This is a genomic window from Burkholderia sp. BCC1999, from assembly GCF_905339975.1.
GTDB lineage: Bacteria > Pseudomonadota > Gammaproteobacteria > Burkholderiales > Burkholderiaceae > Burkholderia.
Map to the genome: position 1 here is coordinate 80466 of NZ_CAJPHP010000025.1, position 16900 is coordinate 97365.

A 16900-nucleotide genomic window follows, 5' to 3' on the forward strand; every position below is an offset into this window, starting at 1 on the left:
GTCGAATCAGTTGCTCGGGTTACGGAACGTAACGGGTTCTGCGTGGGCTCGGCCGGTTGGCTTACTGCTTCGTGAAGCGGATCACCGCCGTGTCGACACCTGCATCGGACAGGCGCTGACGGGCCGAGTTCATCTCCTCGAACTTCGAGAACGGGCCGACACGCACGCGGAAATAGGTCACGCCGCTGACGTCGCGCTTCGATACCTTCGACTCGAAGCCCTGGAAGCCGAGGCGCGCGCGCTGCTGCTCGGCGTCGCCTTCGGTCTTGTAAGCGCCCACCTGCAGGAAGTAGCCGGTGTTCGCGTCGTTCGCGGTCGGCGGCTTCGCTGCTGCCGCGGCAGCCGACGACGTCGGCTTCGGCGTGTTCGCGGCCAGCTGCTGCTGTTGCTGCTTTTGCGCGGCAGCCTGCTGCGCCTGCTTCTGCGCGGCGAAGCGTGCGAGATCGTCCTCGCCGCCTTGCTGCTGTTGCTGCTGTTGCTGCGCCTGTTGCGTCTTCTTCGGCGGCGGCGTGGTGTCGGCCGGCTTCGGTGCGACGGCGACGCCGTTGCCCGACGACGTATTGTTCGACGCGGTCGTGTTGCTCGAGCTGCCGGTGTTGTTCGAGCCGCTCGACCCGTTGGCCGACGGCGGCACTTCGACGATCTGCGGCTCGGGCAGCAGGCCGCCCTGGGTCTGGTTCGCGGCCTGGCCGGGCGCGGTGTTCGGCGGCGCGGGCTGCGCGGCCTGCGGCACCGGCTGGCCGGGCGTCTTGCCCTGCAGCGCGCGGTTCGGGTCGAACTGCTGCGGCTGGCTCGCGCCGTTGTCGGCCGGCGGCGGCGCGACCTTCGACACGAACGGCGACGGCGAGCGCGTGATGTAGAGCGCCACCACCACGGCGATCGCGAGGCCGACAATCAGGCCCAGCACGATTCCAAGAAATGTCCCTCCGGCTTGTTTCGATTGCTTCGAAGTTCGGCGTGGTTGTGCCATTGCTTGAGTTACCTGCAAAAAGAATCGTGAAAGGGCCGCGGCGGGCGCGCCTGTGGCGGGCGCTGCCGCGGCCATTCGCTGCCCGGATCGGGCCGCTTACATCGTTACATCTTGGCGGGCGCGGATACGCCGAGCACCGCCAGACCGTTCTCGAGCACCTGCCGGGTCGCGGCGAGGAGCGCGGCGCGCGCATTGCGCGGCGCTTCGTCGTCGACCAGCACGCGCTCCGCATTGTAGAACGAGTGGAATTCGCCAGCGAGGTCGCGCAGGTAGAACGCGACCGCGTGCGGCGCCAGCTCGTTCGCTGCGTGCGTGAGCATGTCCGGATACTCGGCCAGCTTCTGCATCAGCGACGTCGCCTGCGCGCTCGTCAGCTGCGACAGGTCGGCGCCCGGCAGCTGCGCGACGTCGACGTTGTAGCGCGACTTCAGTTCGTTGAGCACCGAGCAGATCCGCGCATGCGCGTACTGGACGTAATAGACCGGGTTTTCGTCGTTCTGTTTCAGCGCGAGGTCGATGTCGAACACGAACTCGGTATCGGCCTTGCGCGAGATCAGGAAGAACCGCACCGCGTCACGGCCGCGCGTGATGGTCGCCTCGTCGATCAGGTCGGGTGCCGCTTCCTGGCCCGCCGCCGCGCCGCCCGACCATTCGATCAGGTCGCGCACCGTCACGTAGCTGCCCGCGCGCTTCGAGATCTTTACTTCCTGGCCGTCGCGCATCACGGTGACCATCTTGTGCAGCACGTAGTCGGGGTAGCCCTTCGGAATCCCGATGTGCAGCCCCTGCAGGCCGGCGCGCACGCGCGCGATCGTGCCGTGGTGGTCCGAGCCCTGGATGTTGATCACCTTCGTGAAGCCGCGCTCCCACTTGGTTACGTGGTATGCGACGTCCGGCACGAAGTACGTGTACGTGCCGTCCGACTTGCGCATCACGCGATCCTTGTCGTCGCCTTCGTCGGTCGTGCGCAGCCACAGCGCGCCGTCCTGTTCGTAGGTCATGCCGGCCTTGACCAGCGCGTCGACCGTCTTCTCGACACGGCCTTCGCTGTACAGCGACGACTCGAGGTAGTACTGGTCGAACTTCACGCCGAACGCCTGCAGGTCCATGTCCTGCTCGCGACGCAGGTAGGTAACCGCGAACTTGCGGATCGCGTCGAGATCCTCGACGTCGCCCGTGCCCTTGACCGGCTCGCCGTCCGATGCGGCGACCGTTTCGCCGGCCAGGAAGTCGCGCGCGATGTCGGCGATGTATTCGCCGTTGTACGCGGCTTCCGGCCAGCCCGCGTCGCCCGGCTTCAGGCCGCGTGCGCGGGCCTGCGTCGAGATCGCGAGGTTGCCGATCTGCACGCCCGCGTCGTTGTAGTAGAACTCGCGGTGCACCGCGTAGCCCTGGCTCGCGATCACGTTCGCGAGCACGTCGCCGAGCGCGGCCTGGCGGCCGTGGCCGACGTGCAGCGGGCCGGTCGGGTTCGCCGACACGAATTCGAGCAGCACCTGCTTGCCTTTCTCGCGATCCGACGTGCCGAACGCGCGGCCCTGGTCGAACACGGCGGCGATCACCGCCTGCTTCGCGGCGGCCGACAGGCGCAGGTTGATGAAGCCGGGGCCGGCGATCTCGGCGGCTTCGACGAGGCCTTGCGCGCCCGGCTGGGCGGTGAGCGCCGCGACGATCTGCTCGGCGAGCTGGCGCGGGTTCGTGCCGAGCGGCTTGGCGAGCTGCATCGCGACGTTGCACGCGACGTCGCCGTGCGCGGCGACTTTCGGGCGCTCCAGCGTGATGGTCGGGGCGACGGACGCCGCGTCGGCGCCTTTCAGCGCGTGTGCGACCTGCTTGACGCTATCCGCGAGCAGGGCTTCGAGGGTCTGTTTGTGTGCTGGCAGCATGCTGGTAGAAGGCTTCGTTGGTGGCGGCCGGAAACGCCGGCCCGCCGGCGCGCTTTTTAAGCGCGCGTTTCAGGGATCGCAGAATTTTAACAGGTGCTAATATGCCGCTCAGGCGGCCCGCGTCCGCGAGGCCGGACGCCGGTCTGCCGGCGTTCCCCAACCGCGCCGCGCAGGCACAACAAGATGAAAAGGGAATTGTCATGATTACGTTCAAGAGCAAGGCGGCACAGGATCTCGACGTGCTGAAGGATTTCGCCGTGTATGTGCTGGGTCTCGTCGGCAAGCAGCTGGGCGAGCGCGGTGTGATTACGCACGACGAGCTGGACCACGCGATCGCCAAGCTGGAAGGCGCCGTTGCGCAGGCGAAGCAGGAACGCGCCGAGCATGCCGGCCATTTCCACGAGGACGAAGCCGACCACGCGCATCACGAAGTGCCGCCGAGCCTGGCACAGCGCGTCGCACCGTTCCTCACGATGCTGCGCGAAGCGAAGGCCGGCGAGGCCGACGTGCACTGGGGCTTCTGAGCTTCCTTGCCTAGCAGTTCGAGAGATTGGTAGGACAAGAAAAAGCCCGCTTCCGAGCGGGCTTTTATTTTGTCTGACAAAACAGTGGCGGCGAACGATCATGGGTCCGATAACGAGCCGTCCGCAGCTCGCCCGCATTGACGGAAAGAGCAGAATTTCCTTATAATTCAACGCAAGACTATGTGAAAGCGGGTGCGAAAACATAGCGCCGCCCGAGTTCTCGGGCCCCACCTGGAGTGGGTACTCCGTCGAGAGGCGGAAAGAGAATCCCGCATGCGACGGCTGCCGAGAGGCAGCCGTTGGTTTTTCTACGCCCGGATCTTGCGGCCTTCCAGGCTCGCGCGCAGCAGCGTGCGCAATGTCACCTTCCGGGCTTCCCGCTGGCGTCTCGTCAGGTCGCCATCCAGCATGTACGCAGACTGCACCCGCAGGATGAGCCGGCGTTTTCTGGCGCGGTCCTTCGAAACCTCGAAGAACACCGCGTACACGCGTGGCATACCGTCCGACGACACTGCCTCCACCGTCACGAAATTGGGTTGCCGTTCGTTCGCAACGACGATCCGTCGCGTCGCCAGCCCGGTAATCACGTCACGCAACAGTTGCCGCGATGCCCGATACCGATCCGCGCAGAGCACGCGCACTTCGCGGCCGTCGTCGTAGATCTCGTCGGCCGGAATGGCGTCGCGGGTACGCGGGTCCCACTTGAAGCTGCGCGTGAAGCAGTGGCAGGAGAACAGGACAAGGACCGTCACGTCGAATCCGGTTTCCAGGTCGCACGTGAAGGTCAACGGACGCAAGTGGCTCAGATCCCAGCGTTCGCCACGGTAGCGCATCGGCGGGAATGGAACGGTCTCGTCGATTGGTGTTTCGGTGATCCGGATCTCGAAGGTCTGCATGGCGGGGCGAGGTTCGGGCTGGGGACGCAGCATCGATGCGTCCGCGCTAGAGAGCCCGACGCTTCTGCGGTGACGATGCCGATTATTGAGATTAGTTATCCTGATTGATTGTCGTGTTGTGCAACACGCCCCATGACCGGGGCGCGTTGTGGTGGGGGGCGGCGCAGGCGCCGCGGTTCCGTCGGTTACAGCTGCGGCGCGAGCGCGCGGCGCGCGTCGTCGAGCGACAGCGCCATGCGCTGCGCGTAGTCCTCGAGCTGATCCTGCCCGATTTTGCCGACCGAGAAGTACGTGCTGTCCGGATGCGCGAGGTAGAAGCCCGACACGCTTGCGGCCGGCAGCATCGCCAGCGAATCGGTCACGCTCATGCCGATCTCGTCCGCGTGCAGCACGTCGAACATGTCGCGCTTTACGAGGTGGTCGGGGCAGGCCGGGTAGCCGGGCGCCGGGCGGACGCCCGCGTACTTTTCCGCGATCAGCGCGTCGTTGTCGAGCGTCTCGCCGCTCGCGTAGCCCCACAGCTCGCGGCGCACGCGTGCGTGCATCGCTTCGGCGAACGCTTCCGCGAAGCGGTCGGCGAGCGCCTTCAGCATGATCGCGCTGTAGTCGTCGTGATCGGCTTCGAACTGCTTTTCCTTTACGTCGACACCCAGGCCGGCCGTCACCGCGAACATCCCGATGTAGTCGGCGACGCCCGATTCCTTCGGCGCGATGAAGTCGGCGAGCGAGCGGTTCGGCCGCATCACGCCGTCGACCACCGGGCGCACGCTCTGCTGGCGCAGGTTGCGCCACGTCATCAGCACTTCCGAGCGCGATTCGTCGCTGTAGATCTCGATGTCGTCGTCGTTGACGGTGTTCGCCGGCAGCAGCGAGATCACGCCGTTCGCGGTCAGCCAGCGGCCCTGGATCAGGCGCGCGAGCATCGATTTCGCGTCGGAGAACACGCGTCGCGCCGATTCGCCGACGATCTCGTCGTTCAGGATCGCCGGGTACGGGCCCGCGAGATCCCAGGTCTGGAAGAACGGGCTCCAGTCGATGTAGTTCGCGAGTTCGTTCAGGTCGTAGTTCTTGAACACGCGGCGGCCGATGAACTTCGGCTTCACGGGCCGGTAGCCCGCCCAGTCGACCTTCGTCTTGTTCGCGCGCGCCTGCTCGAGCGTGACCATTGGCTGCGCCTTGCGGTTCGCGTGCTGGTCGCGGATGCGTTCGTAGTCGGACTTCAGCTCGTCGAGGTACTTCGCCGCGCCTTCGTCGGACAGCAGGTTCGACGCGACCGACACCGAGCGCGATGCGTCGGGTACGTAGACGACCGGGCCTTCGTAGTGCGGCGCGATCTTCACGGCCGTGTGCACGCGCGACGTCGTCGCGCCGCCGATCAGCAGCGGAATCTTCTTCACGCGGAAGTAGTCGTCGCGCTGCATTTCGGATGCCACGTACGCCATTTCCTCGAGGCTCGGCGTGATGAGGCCCGACAGCCCGATAATGTCCGCGCCCTCGACCTTCGCCTTCGCGAGGATCTCGTTGCACGGGACCATCACGCCCATGTTGACGACTTCGAAGTTGTTGCACTGGAGCACGACCGACACGATGTTCTTGCCGATGTCGTGCACGTCGCCCTTCACGGTCGCGATGACGATCTTGCCCTTCGCGCGCACGTCGCCGCCCGCTTCCGCGAGCAGGCGCTTTTCTTCCTCGATGAACGGGATCAGGTGCGCGACGGCCTGCTTCATCACGCGCGCCGATTTCACCACCTGCGGCAGGAACATCTTGCCCTGGCCGAACAGGTCGCCGACGATGTTCATCCCGTCCATCAGCGGGCCTTCGATCACGTTGATCGGACGGCCGCCGGCCGCGTCGATCTTCGCGCGCACTTCTTCGGTGTCCTCGACGATGAAGGTCGTGATGCCGTGCACCAGCGCATGCGAGAGCCGCTTCTCGACCGGCTGGTTGCGCCACTCGAGGTTCTCTTCCTTCTTCGCGCCGCCCGCCTTGAACTTGTCGGCGATCTCGAGCAGGCGGTCGGTGGAATCCTCGCGACGGTTCAGGATCACGTCCTCGACGCGCTCGCGCAGTTCGGCGTCGAGATCGGCGTACACGCCGAGCTGGCCCGCGTTCACGATGCCCATGTCCATCCCGGCCTGGATCGCGTGATACAGGAACACGGTGTGGATCGCCTCGCGCACCGGGTCGTTGCCGCGGAACGAGAACGACACGTTCGACACGCCGCCGCTCACCTTCGCGTACGGCAGGTTCTGCTTGATCCAGCGGGTCGCCTCGATGAAGTCGACAGCGTAGTTGTTGTGCTCCTCGATGCCCGTCGCGACCGCGAAGATGTTCGGGTCGAAGATGATGTCTTCCGGCGGGAAGCCGACTTCGTTCACGAGGAAGTCGTACGAGCGCTTGCAGATTTCGGTCTTGCGTTCGTAGGTATCGGCCTGGCCGGTCTCGTCGAACGCCATCACGACGGCGGCCGCGCCGTAGCGGCGGATCAGGTTCGCGTGGTGGCGGAACGCTTCCTCGCCTTCCTTCAGCGAGATCGAGTTCACGATCGCCTTGCCCTGCACGCACTTGAGGCCGGCCTCGATCACGTCCCACTTCGACGAGTCGATCATGATCGGCACGCGCGCGATGTCCGGCTCCGATGCGATCAGGTTCAGGAAGCGCACCATCGCCGCCTTCGAATCGAGCATCGCCTCGTCCATGTTGATGTCGATCACCTGCGCGCCGTTCTCGACCTGCTGGCGCGCGACGGCGAGCGCCTCGTCGAACTGGCCGTTGAGGATCATCCGTGCGAACGCCTTCGAGCCGGTGACGTTGGTGCGTTCACCGACGTTGATGAAGAGCGTCCCGGACGTGACGTTGAACGGCTCGAGGCCGGCAAGGCGCATCATGTGATCGGTCATGGCGGTGCGAATTCTTTTGATGAAGGACGTGGGGCGGTCGGGTCAGGCGTTGTCGCTGTACTGGTTCGGCCAGCGGCGCGGCTTCACGTCGGCGAGCGCCTTCGCGATTTCGGCGATGTGTTCGGGGGTCGTGCCGCAGCAGCCGCCCGCGAGGTTCACGAGCCCGGCCTGCGCGAATTCCTTCAGCAGGCCCGACGTGACGTCCGGCGTTTCGTCGAAGCCCGTGTCGCTCATCGGGTTCGGCAGGCCCGCGTTCGGGTAGCACGACACGTAGGTGTCGCACAGTTTCGCGAGCTCGGCGATGTACGGGCGCATCAGCGCCGCGCCGAGTGCGCAGTTCAGGCCGAACGTGAGCGGCTTCGCATGGCGCAGCGAATTCCAGAACGCCTCGACCGTCTGGCCCGACAGGATCCGGCCCGATGCGTCGGTGACGGTGCCCGAGATCATGATCGGCAGGCGCTCGCCGGTGTCCTCGAACAGCTCGTCGAGCGCGAACAGCGCGGCCTTCGCGTTCAGCGTGTCGAAGATCGTCTCGACGAGGAACAGGTCGACCCCGCCGTCGAGCAGCGCCTTCGCCTGCTGGTAGTACGACGTGCGCAGCTCGTCGAACGTGACGTTGCGCGCGCCCGGATCGTTGACGTCCGGCGAGATGCTGGCCGTCTTCGGCGTCGGCCCGATCGCGCCCGCGACGAAGCGCGGCTTGTCCGGCGTCGCGTATTTCGCGGCCGATTCGCGCGCGAGCTTCGCCGATTCGACGTTCATCTCGACGACGAGATCTTCCATCCCGTAGTCGGCCTGCGCGACGGTCGTCGCGCCGAACGTGTTGGTCTCGACGATGTCGGCGCCGGCCGCGAAGTACTGATCGTGGATCTCGCGGATGATCTGCGGCTGCGTGATCGACAGCAGTTCGTTGTTGCCCTTGATGTCGCGCGGGAAATCCTTGAAGCGCTCGCCGCGATACGCGGCTTCGTCGAGCTTGTAGCGCTGGATCATCGTGCCCATCGCGCCGTCGAGGATCAGGATGCGCGATTTCAGCAGCGCGGGCAGGGCGGCGCCGCGCGTGTAGGGCGCGTCGAGCGGGGCGGAAGCGGCGAGAGGAGTCGCAGACATGGGCGAAGGACCGGCGAAGACGGGAAAACCGCCATTGTAGCCGGTGCGCCTGGGTGCCGCCCGGCCTTGCGCGGCGCCAGCCCGCCCGCCAAATGAAAACCCCCGCCGGCGGACCGGGCGGGGGTGTGATCGGAGTGCTCGCGGCGCCGCGTCGGTGCGCGGCGAAAGGCCCGGCCGCACGAGGCGCCGGGCAACGGGTCGTCAGTGCAGCACGACGGGCATCATCATCAGGCTGTCGAATTGTCCGAGGAATTCGTCGACTTCGTCGAGCGACGGCTCATCCTCGATCAGCTGTTTCACGTGCGCGCGGAATCGTTCGGCAAGTTCGCCGTCGATGAAGATCTCGCGCTGCGCGTTCTTGTCGACGATTTCGTATCCGCCGGCATTCATCAGGTGATGACCGGCCTGCGGCGCAAATTCGACGACGCAGTAGTTGGGGCTGTTGTAGATCATTTGCATGGCGGCACTCCTCTTCGCAGTGGCATCTGGCCTTGTTGTCCCCTAGGTGGGGCGAGCCTTGCCGGTTTCAAGGGGCTTGCGCTGCACACCCCGTTCCCGTTTGCGTGGGGTGTATCGGTTAGAAGCCGATGTCTATGAAACGTTTCTCATTGTCTGCCGGTGGACGGAAATAGTTGTTAAAGAGTGTCATCGGCCATTTCAAGGAAATCTGTAGTCGGTCGAAATTGCCGAATCGTGCGCGTTCACGCGCGAGTTCACTGTGTGACAGTCGAAGATGCCGGCGGTGCAGCCGGTTGTGCAGTTGGTTGTGCGGGCGGTTGCACGGCGGCCGGCGGCGCGGGTTGTGCCGGTTCCGCGGCCGGTGCGGCCGATGCATCGGCCGCCGGTGCGCCGGCGGGCGCGTTCGTTGCGCCGCCTGCAGGCGCGACGTCGGCAGGCACGTTCGGCGCCGCCAGGCGGCCATGCCACACCAGTTCGATCTGCGCGCCGCTCGGCTCGGTCTGCATGAGTCGCGCGGGCAGCCAGCCCAGCGAGGGTGCGAGCCACATGTCGATGCGGCGCGTGTCGCCGTCGCGGCGCGGCAGGCGCATGAAGTGCCGTGCGTCGATGATGCCGGCCTGCGTCTGCACCTGCTCGTCGCCGATCACCGCGATCGGCCAGGTCTCGCCGCTGTTGTTGTCGATCACGAAAAACTGCTGCGTGACGCCCGGCTTGTACGCGGACGGATTGCCGCGTACGAGCCCCGACAGCTGCATCAGCATGCTGAAGCGGTCCTGCACGCCGTCGGGCAGCGGCGCGTTGTTCGGCGTGCGCGTGAACACGACCTGCCGGATCTCGCGGTTGAAGATCGCGATGTCTTCCGGCCGCTTGCCGCGCTTCTCGACGTAACGGTCGGGCGCGACGCCGAATGCGTCGATGCGGCCTTCGCTGCGATAGGTGAACGGGCCGACGAACGGCACGGGCATCGACACCGACAGGTCGTACGTATGCCCGTCCGTGCGCCAGCGGATCGTGCCGATCGTGTTCTGCATGCCGTTGTAGAACGTGTCGTACTGCAGGTCGCCGGACGGCGGCGCGGCGAATTTCACGCCGCTCGTCGCGGGGCCGGGCGTGGCGGCGCTGCTGGCGCCGGCGGCCGACGCGGCGTGCGCACCCGATGCGCCGGTTGCGCCCGATACGCCGCTCGCGGCGGAGGCGGCAGCCGGCGGTTCGCCGTGCTCGGCCGTCTGCGTCGACGTGAGGACCGGCTCGGGCTTCGGTTCGGGCTTTGGCGCGGCGGCCTTGGGGGCGGCCGGCGCAGGTGCGGCCGGATGCTCGACCGGCTTGGGAGCAGGCGGCGCGGGCTGGCGCTCGATCGGTTGCGCTTTCAGCAGTTCGATCTGGACGGGGATCTCGGCCGGCGGCGGCGTGAATGCATCGCGGTTGCGCATCAGCCAGAACGCGGCAAGTGCGTGCAGCACCAGCACGACGACGAGCGCGACGGCCACGCGCAGCCAGCGGCGGGGCAGGGCGTGACTCGGGCGGATGTCGGCAGGCGGCATGGGCATCGGAACAGGATCGGGGCGGTCGCGTGACGTCGGGCGCACGGCGCGCCACAGGAATCGGACCGCCGGATGCGCCGCGCGTTCGCGCTGCTTGACGTGGGGCGAGTCGGTGGGGCGAATCCGGTGCGTCAGGCGTCGCGTGCGTCGGGACTATAGCCGAGTTCGTAAGACAGTTTTTGCGCGCATGCGCGCAGCGCGGTGTCGATCTCTCCGCCCCACGCGATGTCGAACGAGCCTTCCTGGCCGAGCGCGACGATCGCGAGCGCGAGTTCGCCGACCGCATCGAACACGGGCATGCAGAACGCGTGGATCGTCGGCAGCAGCATCCCTTCGACGCGTGCGGCCTCGTGCTTGCGCACGTCGGCAAGCACCGCGTCGACCTCGTCGAGCGTGCGCGGGCCGCCGTGGTGCGGCGAGCGGCGCGTGTCGGCGAGTTCGCGCTCGAGCATCGCGGCGGTCTTGCTGCGCGGCAGGTACGCGGCGAACAGCAGGCCGGTTGCCGAGCCGAGCAGCGGCATCACGTCGCCGAGCTTCAGCGACGCCTTCGCCGGGTGGCTCGACTCCATCCAGTGCACGATCGTCGGCCCCTGGTTGCCCCACACCGCGATGCCGACCGTCTGGTCGAGGCGGTCGCGGAATTCGGTCAGCGCGATCCGCGCGAGCTTCACGCCGTCGACGCGAGCGAGTCGCGCGAGCCCCATCTGCAAGGCGAAGCCGCCGAGCTCGTAGCGCCCGGAAACGGGGTCTTGCGACACGACGCCGAGCCGCGAGAAGCTGACGAGGTAGCGGTGCGCCTTCGCGGGACTCATGCCCGCGCGCTGCGCGAGATCGCGCAGCATCATCGCGCGCGGCTCGCTCGTCAGCACGTCGAGCAGGCGAAAGCCGACCTCGATCGACTGAATGCCGGAACGGACCTTCTCGCCGTTCTCGCCGGAGGTGGCGTCGTCGGTGTCGGAGTCGGCGAGATCGTCGTCGGGAAGCGGGTTGGCGGGCATGGGCAGCGGGTGCGCGAGAATGCGGCAGGAATCGGGGTGAAAACGGCAGGCGCGATCGTCGCGCGCCGCATGGATTCACCATCGTAAAATAGATTCCCTCCATCGTCACTACAACGCCAGAGTCCCCCTATGAAACTTGCTTCGCTGAAGGACGGCACGCGCGACGGCCAGCTGATCGTCGTGTCGCGCGACCTGCACACCGCGGCGATCGCCGATGCGATTGCGCCGACGCTGCAGCGCGTCCTCGACGACTGGGCGTTCTACGCGCCGCAGCTGCGCGAACTGTACGACGCGCTGAACCACGGCCGCGCGCGCAATGCATTCGCGTTCGATCCGGCCAACTGCATGGCGCCGCTGCCGCGCGCGTTCCAGTGGGCCGACGGCTCCGCGTACGTGAACCACGTCGAGCTCGTGCGCCGTGCGCGCGGCGCGGAGATGCCGCCCGAGTTCTGGACCGACCCGCTGATGTACCAGGGCGGCAGCGACGATTTCCTGGGGCCGCGCGACGACGTCGTGTGCCCGTCGGAGGAATGGGGCATCGATTTCGAGGCGGAAGTCGCGGTGATCACCGGCGACGTGCCGATGAGCACCTCGCCCGACGCCGCGCTGAAGGCCGTGCGCCTCGTCACGCTCGTGAACGACGTGTCGCTGCGCAACCTGATTCCGGCCGAACTCGCGAAGGGCTTCGGCTTCTTCCAGAGCAAGCCGGCCACCGCATTCGCACCGGTCGCCGTGACGCCCGACGAGCTCGGCGACGAATGGCGCGAAGGCCGCGTACACCGGCCGATGATCGTCCACTGGAACGGCAAGAAAGTCGGCCAGCCCGATGCGGGCACCGACATGGTGTTCCACTTCGGCCAGCTGGTCGCGCACGCGGCGAAGACGCGCAACCTGCGTGCCGGCTCGATCGTCGGCTCGGGCACGGTGTCGAACAAGGACGCGAAGCGCGGCTACTGCTGCATCGCCGAGAAGCGCTGCCTCGAGACGATCGAGCACGGTGCGCCGCAGACCGAATTCATGCGCTACGGCGACACCGTGCGCATCGAGATGTTCGACGCGGCCGGCAAGTCGATCTTCGGCGCGATCGAGCAGTCGGTCGCCCCGCCCGACGGCACGGCGTAAGCCGCGCGGCGCACGCGACGTACCGCGAAACCCGGCTTCGGCCCGCGCGCCGGGTTTCGCCTGATGTTTGGCCGCGCGGGCTTGGCTACACTCGACTCGAGAGCCTCGAACAAGGAGCGGCACATGGCCGATCTCGCCGCGTACGGCGGTTACGAAGCATTGAAGGTGACGCGCCGCGACCACGGCGTGCTCGACATCGTGATGAGCGGCGAGGGCGCGAACCGTAGCGGCCTCGCGACCGCGAACGCGCGCATGCATCGTGAGCTCGCCGATATCTGGCGCGACGTCGATCGCGATCCCGACACGCGCGTCGCGGTGATCCGCGGCGAAGGCAAGGGCTTTTCGGCGGGTGGCGATCTCGCGCTCGTCGAGGACATGGCGAACGACTTCGACGTGCGCGCCCGCGTGTGGCGCGAGGCGCGCGACCTCGTCTACAACGTGATCAACTGCAGCAAGCCGATCGTGTCGGCGATGCATGGCCCGGCCGTCGGCGCGGGGCTCGTCGCCGGGTTGCTCGCCGACATCTCGATCGCCGCGCAGGACGCGCGCATCATCGACGGCCATACGCGGCTCGGCGTCGCGGCCGGCGACCACGCGGCGATCGTGTGGCCGCTGCTGTGCGGGATGGCGAAGGCGAAGTACTACCTGCTGCTGTGCGAGCCCGTGAGCGGCGCGGAGGCCGAACGGATCGGGCTGGTCTCGCTTGCGGTCGAGCCGGCCGACCTGCTGCCGAAGGCGTACGAGGTGGCCGAGCGGCTCGCGCACGGTTCGCAGTCGGCGATCCGCTGGACCAAGTACGCGCTGAACAACTGGCTGCGTTCGGCCGGGCCGACCTTCGATACGTCGCTCGCGCTCGAATTCATGGGCTTCGCGGGGCCCGACGTGCAGGAAGGCATCCGTTCGCTGCGCGAGCGGCGCCCGCCCGCGTTCCCCGGCGACGCGCCGTTCTGACGCGCGCTATGATCGAACCACGCGCGGCTGCGCGACGCATGGCGGCCGCCTCGCTCCCCCAGTCAACCAGGATGCCCGTATGACGACCGATGCCTCCGGCGCCAACCCTTTCGCCGGTTTTGCCGGCTTCAAGCCCGCCGACATGATGGACCGCATGTGGGACATGGTCCGGATGTCGCCGTTCGGCGGGATGACGCCGTTCCCGGGCGCCACGCAAGGGCTGCCGCCGTCGCTGTCGAGCATGTCCGACATGATGTCGCCGCTCACGAACGTCGAGGAGCTCGACAAGCGGATCACCGATCTGCGCGCGGTCGAGCAGTGGCTGAAGCTCAACCTCGGGATGCTGCAGTCCGCGATCCAGGCGCTCGAGGTGCAGCGTGCGACGCTCGCGACGCTGCGTGCGTTCGGCGCGTTCGCGCAAAGCTCGATGTCGGCGGCCGAGGAAGCGGCCGTTGCCGCCGCGCAGGCGGCGAAGGCCGCGCCGTCCGGCGACGCGTCGCCGGCGCCGGATGCCACCGATGCGTCCGCGGGCGACGCCACGCAGCAGGCGTTCGACCCGGCCGGCTGGTGGAACCTGTTGCAGTCGCAGTTCAACCAGCTCGCGAGCCTCGCGATGGCGCAGCCGGGCATGCAGCCTGCGGCGCCGGGCGACGCGCAGCCGGACGCGGCCGCCGCACCGGAGCCGGCCGCGAAGCCGGCGCCGGCCGCCGCCGCGCCGCGCAAGCCCGCCGCGAAGCGCGCGAAGCCGTCCGGTTCGGCCGCCGCGCGCGCAGCCGCCGCTTCGTCGCCCGAAACGCGTCCGCCGAAGCGCTCGACGTGACGCGGCGCAGGTAGCAGGTCGATCATGCGGCTCGCGCTCGTTCTGATGGGGGGCGGTGCGCGTGCCGCCTACCAGGTCGGCGTGCTGAAGGCGCTGGCCGAGATCGCACGCGAAGCCGATCCGCAGCGGCACACGCTGCCGTTCGCGGTTGTTTGCGGCTCGTCGGCCGGCGCGATCAACGCGACGTCGCTCGCGAGCCACGCGGACGATTTCTCTCACGGCGTGCGGCGCCTGCTCGAGTTCTGGGAGCCGCTGCGCGCCGATTACGTGTATCGCAGCGACTGGCTCGGCATCGCGGCCGCCGGCGCGCGCTGGCTCGCGGCGATGACCTTCGGCTGGGCGGCCCGCCGCTCGCCGCGCGGGTTGCTCGACAACACGCCGCTCGCGCACCTGCTGCAGCGCGAGCTGAGCTTCCACCGGATCGAGCAGATGCTCGAGGCGCGCCTGCTGCATGCGCTTTCCATTACCGCGCTCAGCTATTCGAGCGGCCGGCACCTGACGTTCTACCAGGCGGCGCAGCCGATCCAGGCGTGGCGGCGCGCGCAGCGCACCGCGCGGCTCGTCGACCTGTCGGCGTCGCACCTGCTCGCGTCGTCGGCCATCCCGTTCGTGTTCCCGGCCGTGCCGCTCGTGCTCGACGGGCAGATCGAATACTTCGGCGACGGGTCGATCCGGCAGATCGCGCCGCTGTCGCCGGCGATCCACTTCGGCGCGGACCGGATCGTCGTCGTCGGCGCGGCCGACCCGCGGCCCGAGATCCCGGCCGCGAACGGCGCCGGGCTGGTGCGGGGCTACCCGACGCTCGCGCAGATCGGCCAGCAGGTGCTCGCGAGCGTGTTCCTCGACTCGATCGGCTCGGACATCGAACGCATCGAGCACATCAACCGGATGATCGAGCACCTGCCGCACCAGGTCGAGGTCGACAGCGGCTGGCGGCACGTCGACGTGCTCGCGATCGCGCCGTCCGAGCGCATCGAGCTGATCGCCGCGAAGCACCTGAAGCAGATGCCTGCGACCATGCGCGGGCTGCTCGGCGCGATCGGCGGCAGCCAGCCGGCCGGCGCGTCGTTCGCGAGCTACCTGCTGTTCGAGGAGGCGTTCACGCGCGAGCTGATCGAACTCGGCTACGTCGACGGGCGCGCGCAACGCGACGCGCTGGCCGGCTGGATCGCGCAGGCGGACGGCGGCAGCGCGCCGGCGGCCGGCAGGCCCCCGGAGGACGGTCTTGCCGCCGGCAAAATACGGGTCTGACACGCGCAGGAGAATGTAAGGTTGCGTTTTCGCGACGGTTGCCCGCGACCGATCGCCGCACCGCGGATGGCGGCGCGCGACCGGGCCGCCGTCTCGGAACCGTCATTCACGCGTGCTATCATGGCCGCCGCCGTATACACCATATCGAGCAGCCCGCCGATCCGGCATCCGCACGGGACCCTCCGGGGAACCCGCCTGGGGCAGGGGACGGGCGCGCCAACGAGCCGGCCGGCGCCGGTCCCCAACTCAGGCAAGCGTGGCCGGCTCCGTCCGAACGGAGCGTGGCTGCGGCATGTCCAACGGCGGCGACGCGGCCGCCCGGCTGCCGGACGAGGAATCAGCGTCCGGCGGGTCGGTTTCCCGCGTAAAATTAGAGTCTTGGCTGCAAAAAGCGCGCGTGGTGCGCTTGCGCGGCAACAGTCACGTTTAGAGAAGTCGCATTGCGCAGAACAGGGGTGGGACCATCATGAACACGATGCTTTATCCGGAACTTTACAGGTCGCTCGAAGCCGTCCGCTGGGACATGGAGAAGGACATTCCGTGGGACAAGTTCGACGCTTCGCTGCTCACCGACGAACAGGCGAAGACGATCAAGATGAACGCGATCACCGAATGGTCGGCGTTGCCCGCGACGGAAATGTTCCTGCGCGACAACCAGCACGACAGCGACTTTTCCGCGTTCATGAGCGTGTGGTTCTTCGAAGAGCAGAAGCATTCGCTCGTGCTGATGGAATACCTGCGCCGCTTCAAGCCGGACATGGTGCCGACCGAAGAGGAACTGCACGCGGTGCGCTTCCAGTTCGACCCGGCGCCGCCGCTCGAGACGCTGATGCTGCACTTCTGCGGCGAAATCCGCCTGAACCACTGGTACCGTTGCGCGGCCGACTGGCACACCGAGCCCGTCATCAAGCAGATCTACGAAACGATTTCGCGCGATGAAGCACGTCATGGCGGTGCGTACCTGCGCTACATGAAGAAGGCGCTGAACAACTGCGGCGACGTCGCCCGTGCCGCGTTCGCGAAGATCGGCGTGCTGATGGCGTCGGCGCGCCGCACCGAGAAGCCGCTGCACCCGACCAACCTGCACGTGAACCAGGCGCTGTTCCCGCGCGACACCGTGCAGTCGCGCCTGCCCGATCCGGAATGGCTCGAGCGCTGGCTCGACGAGCAGATCCGTTTCGACGGCGAGTGGGAAAAGAAGGTCGTGGAGCGCATCCTGCACAACCTGTCGATCCTGTTCGAGCGCACGTTCGCGACCGCGCAGGAACTGAACCGCTACCGCAAGGAAGTCACCGGCCGCCTGCAGGCCGAAAGCGGCCCGTCGTCGGCCGCCCAGCCGGCCTGAGGCCGGCAGGCCCCGCCGCCGGCGTGAATCGCGCCGGCCGGGTGCCGCCGCAGTGCCGTGTCCGTTGCATGAAGCCCGCCTGGCCAGCCCGGCGGGCTTTTTATCTGGTGCCGCCGTCGCGTGC

Annotated in this window: 14 protein-coding genes; 6 read left to right on the plus strand and 8 right to left on the minus strand. The window is 67.6% G+C overall.

Annotated features, from left to right (window positions below; all coding sequences use genetic code 11):
* Positions 1 to 61 precede the first annotated feature (61 nt).
* Both U5809_RS29045 and argS read right to left on the minus strand, forming a co-directional pair.
* Positions 62 to 970 carry an SPOR domain-containing protein gene (locus U5809_RS29045; RefSeq protein ID WP_322089042.1) on the minus strand — a complete coding sequence of 303 codons (909 nt, stop codon included), beginning with the start codon at positions 968 to 970 and terminating at the stop codon, positions 62 to 64.
* A 104-nt stretch (positions 971 to 1074) separates the two neighbouring features.
* Complete coding sequence (gene argS, locus U5809_RS29050; RefSeq protein WP_282506075.1) at positions 1075 to 2856, minus strand: arginine--tRNA ligase; 1782 nt, start codon at positions 2854 to 2856, stop codon at positions 1075 to 1077.
* 200 nt (positions 2857 to 3056) lie between these two features.
* On the opposite strand from argS, the gene U5809_RS29055 reads away from it, so the two are divergent.
* Positions 3057 to 3380 (plus strand): DUF1840 domain-containing protein, encoded by a 324-nt coding sequence (locus U5809_RS29055; RefSeq protein WP_011353361.1) that lies wholly within the window; start codon positions 3057 to 3059, stop codon positions 3378 to 3380.
* Positions 3381 to 3688: 308 nt separating this feature from the next.
* On the opposite strand, the gene U5809_RS29060 is transcribed toward U5809_RS29055, so the two are convergent.
* The 6 genes from U5809_RS29060 to U5809_RS29085 all read right to left on the minus strand — a co-directional run bounded on the left by U5809_RS29060 (position 3689) and on the right by U5809_RS29085 (position 11287).
* Positions 3689 to 4309 (minus strand): hypothetical protein, encoded by a 621-nt coding sequence (locus U5809_RS29060; protein WP_322089043.1) that lies wholly within the window; start codon positions 4307 to 4309, stop codon positions 3689 to 3691.
* A 152-nt stretch (positions 4310 to 4461) separates the two neighbouring features.
* The gene (metH, locus tag U5809_RS29065) at positions 4462 to 7191 is read right to left on the minus strand and encodes a methionine synthase (RefSeq protein ID WP_415877968.1); all 2730 of its coding nucleotides are present in this window, start codon (positions 7189 to 7191) and stop codon (positions 4462 to 4464) included.
* A 30-nt stretch (positions 7192 to 7221) separates the two neighbouring features.
* On the minus strand, positions 7222 to 8289 hold the full coding sequence (locus tag U5809_RS29070) for a homocysteine S-methyltransferase family protein (protein WP_176049552.1): 1068 nt from the start codon (positions 8287 to 8289) through the stop codon (positions 7222 to 7224).
* A 201-nt stretch (positions 8290 to 8490) separates the two neighbouring features.
* Positions 8491 to 8748 carry a DUF3567 domain-containing protein gene (locus U5809_RS29075; protein ID WP_006477667.1) on the minus strand — a complete coding sequence of 86 codons (258 nt, stop codon included), beginning with the start codon at positions 8746 to 8748 and terminating at the stop codon, positions 8491 to 8493.
* A gap of 254 nt (positions 8749 to 9002) precedes the next feature.
* Complete coding sequence (locus U5809_RS29080) at positions 9003 to 10295, minus strand: DUF3108 domain-containing protein (protein ID WP_322089044.1); 1293 nt, start codon at positions 10293 to 10295, stop codon at positions 9003 to 9005.
* Between the two features lie 125 nt (positions 10296 to 10420).
* Positions 10421 to 11287 (minus strand): IclR family transcriptional regulator, encoded by an 867-nt coding sequence (locus U5809_RS29085; RefSeq protein ID WP_282506071.1) that lies wholly within the window; start codon positions 11285 to 11287, stop codon positions 10421 to 10423.
* Positions 11288 to 11416: 129 nt separating this feature from the next.
* On the opposite strand from U5809_RS29085, the gene U5809_RS29090 reads away from it, so the two are divergent.
* From U5809_RS29090 to U5809_RS29110, 5 genes are all read left to right on the plus strand, one after another.
* Complete coding sequence (locus U5809_RS29090) at positions 11417 to 12409, plus strand: fumarylacetoacetate hydrolase family protein (protein ID WP_322089045.1); 993 nt, start codon at positions 11417 to 11419, stop codon at positions 12407 to 12409.
* Between the two features lie 123 nt (positions 12410 to 12532).
* Positions 12533 to 13360 carry an enoyl-CoA hydratase/isomerase family protein gene (locus tag U5809_RS29095; RefSeq protein WP_322089046.1) on the plus strand — a complete coding sequence of 276 codons (828 nt, stop codon included), beginning with the start codon at positions 12533 to 12535 and terminating at the stop codon, positions 13358 to 13360.
* Positions 13361 to 13439: 79 nt separating this feature from the next.
* The gene (locus U5809_RS29100; protein ID WP_322089047.1) at positions 13440 to 14180 is read left to right on the plus strand and encodes a PhaM family polyhydroxyalkanoate granule multifunctional regulatory protein; all 741 of its coding nucleotides are present in this window, start codon (positions 13440 to 13442) and stop codon (positions 14178 to 14180) included.
* Positions 14181 to 14204: 24 nt separating this feature from the next.
* A complete protein-coding gene (locus tag U5809_RS29105; RefSeq protein WP_282506068.1) occupies positions 14205 to 15431 on the plus strand; it encodes a patatin-like phospholipase family protein in 1227 nt (408 codons plus the stop codon).
* A gap of 466 nt (positions 15432 to 15897) precedes the next feature.
* Positions 15898 to 16776, plus strand: coding sequence for a diiron oxygenase (locus U5809_RS29110; protein ID WP_034189181.1), 879 nt, complete (start codon positions 15898 to 15900; stop codon positions 16774 to 16776).
* The last annotated feature ends 124 nt before the right edge of the window (positions 16777 to 16900 follow it).

Coding starts and splice junctions, on each gene's coding strand:
- U5809_RS29080 (WP_322089044.1), bottom strand. CDS start 10,295: ATGCCCATGCCGCCTGCCGACATCCGCCCGAGTCACGCCCTGCCCCGC.
- U5809_RS29060 (WP_322089043.1), bottom strand. CDS start 4,309: ATGCTGCGTCCCCAGCCCGAACCTCGCCCCGCCATGCAGACCTTCGAG.
- U5809_RS29090 (WP_322089045.1), top strand. CDS start 11,417: ATGAAACTTGCTTCGCTGAAGGACGGCACGCGCGACGGCCAGCTGATC.
- argS (WP_282506075.1), bottom strand. CDS start 2,856: ATGCTGCCAGCACACAAACAGACCCTCGAAGCCCTGCTCGCGGATAGC.
- U5809_RS29075 (WP_006477667.1), bottom strand. CDS start 8,748: ATGCAAATGATCTACAACAGCCCCAACTACTGCGTCGTCGAATTTGCG.
- U5809_RS29105 (WP_282506068.1), top strand. CDS start 14,205: ATGCGGCTCGCGCTCGTTCTGATGGGGGGCGGTGCGCGTGCCGCCTAC.
- U5809_RS29070 (WP_176049552.1), bottom strand. CDS start 8,289: ATGTCTGCGACTCCTCTCGCCGCTTCCGCCCCGCTCGACGCGCCCTAC.
- U5809_RS29055 (WP_011353361.1), top strand. CDS start 3,057: ATGATTACGTTCAAGAGCAAGGCGGCACAGGATCTCGACGTGCTGAAG.
- U5809_RS29045 (WP_322089042.1), bottom strand. CDS start 970: ATGGCACAACCACGCCGAACTTCGAAGCAATCGAAACAAGCCGGAGGG.
- U5809_RS29100 (WP_322089047.1), top strand. CDS start 13,440: ATGACGACCGATGCCTCCGGCGCCAACCCTTTCGCCGGTTTTGCCGGC.
- U5809_RS29110 (WP_034189181.1), top strand. CDS start 15,898: ATGAACACGATGCTTTATCCGGAACTTTACAGGTCGCTCGAAGCCGTC.
- U5809_RS29095 (WP_322089046.1), top strand. CDS start 12,533: ATGGCCGATCTCGCCGCGTACGGCGGTTACGAAGCATTGAAGGTGACG.
- U5809_RS29085 (WP_282506071.1), bottom strand. CDS start 11,287: ATGCCCGCCAACCCGCTTCCCGACGACGATCTCGCCGACTCCGACACC.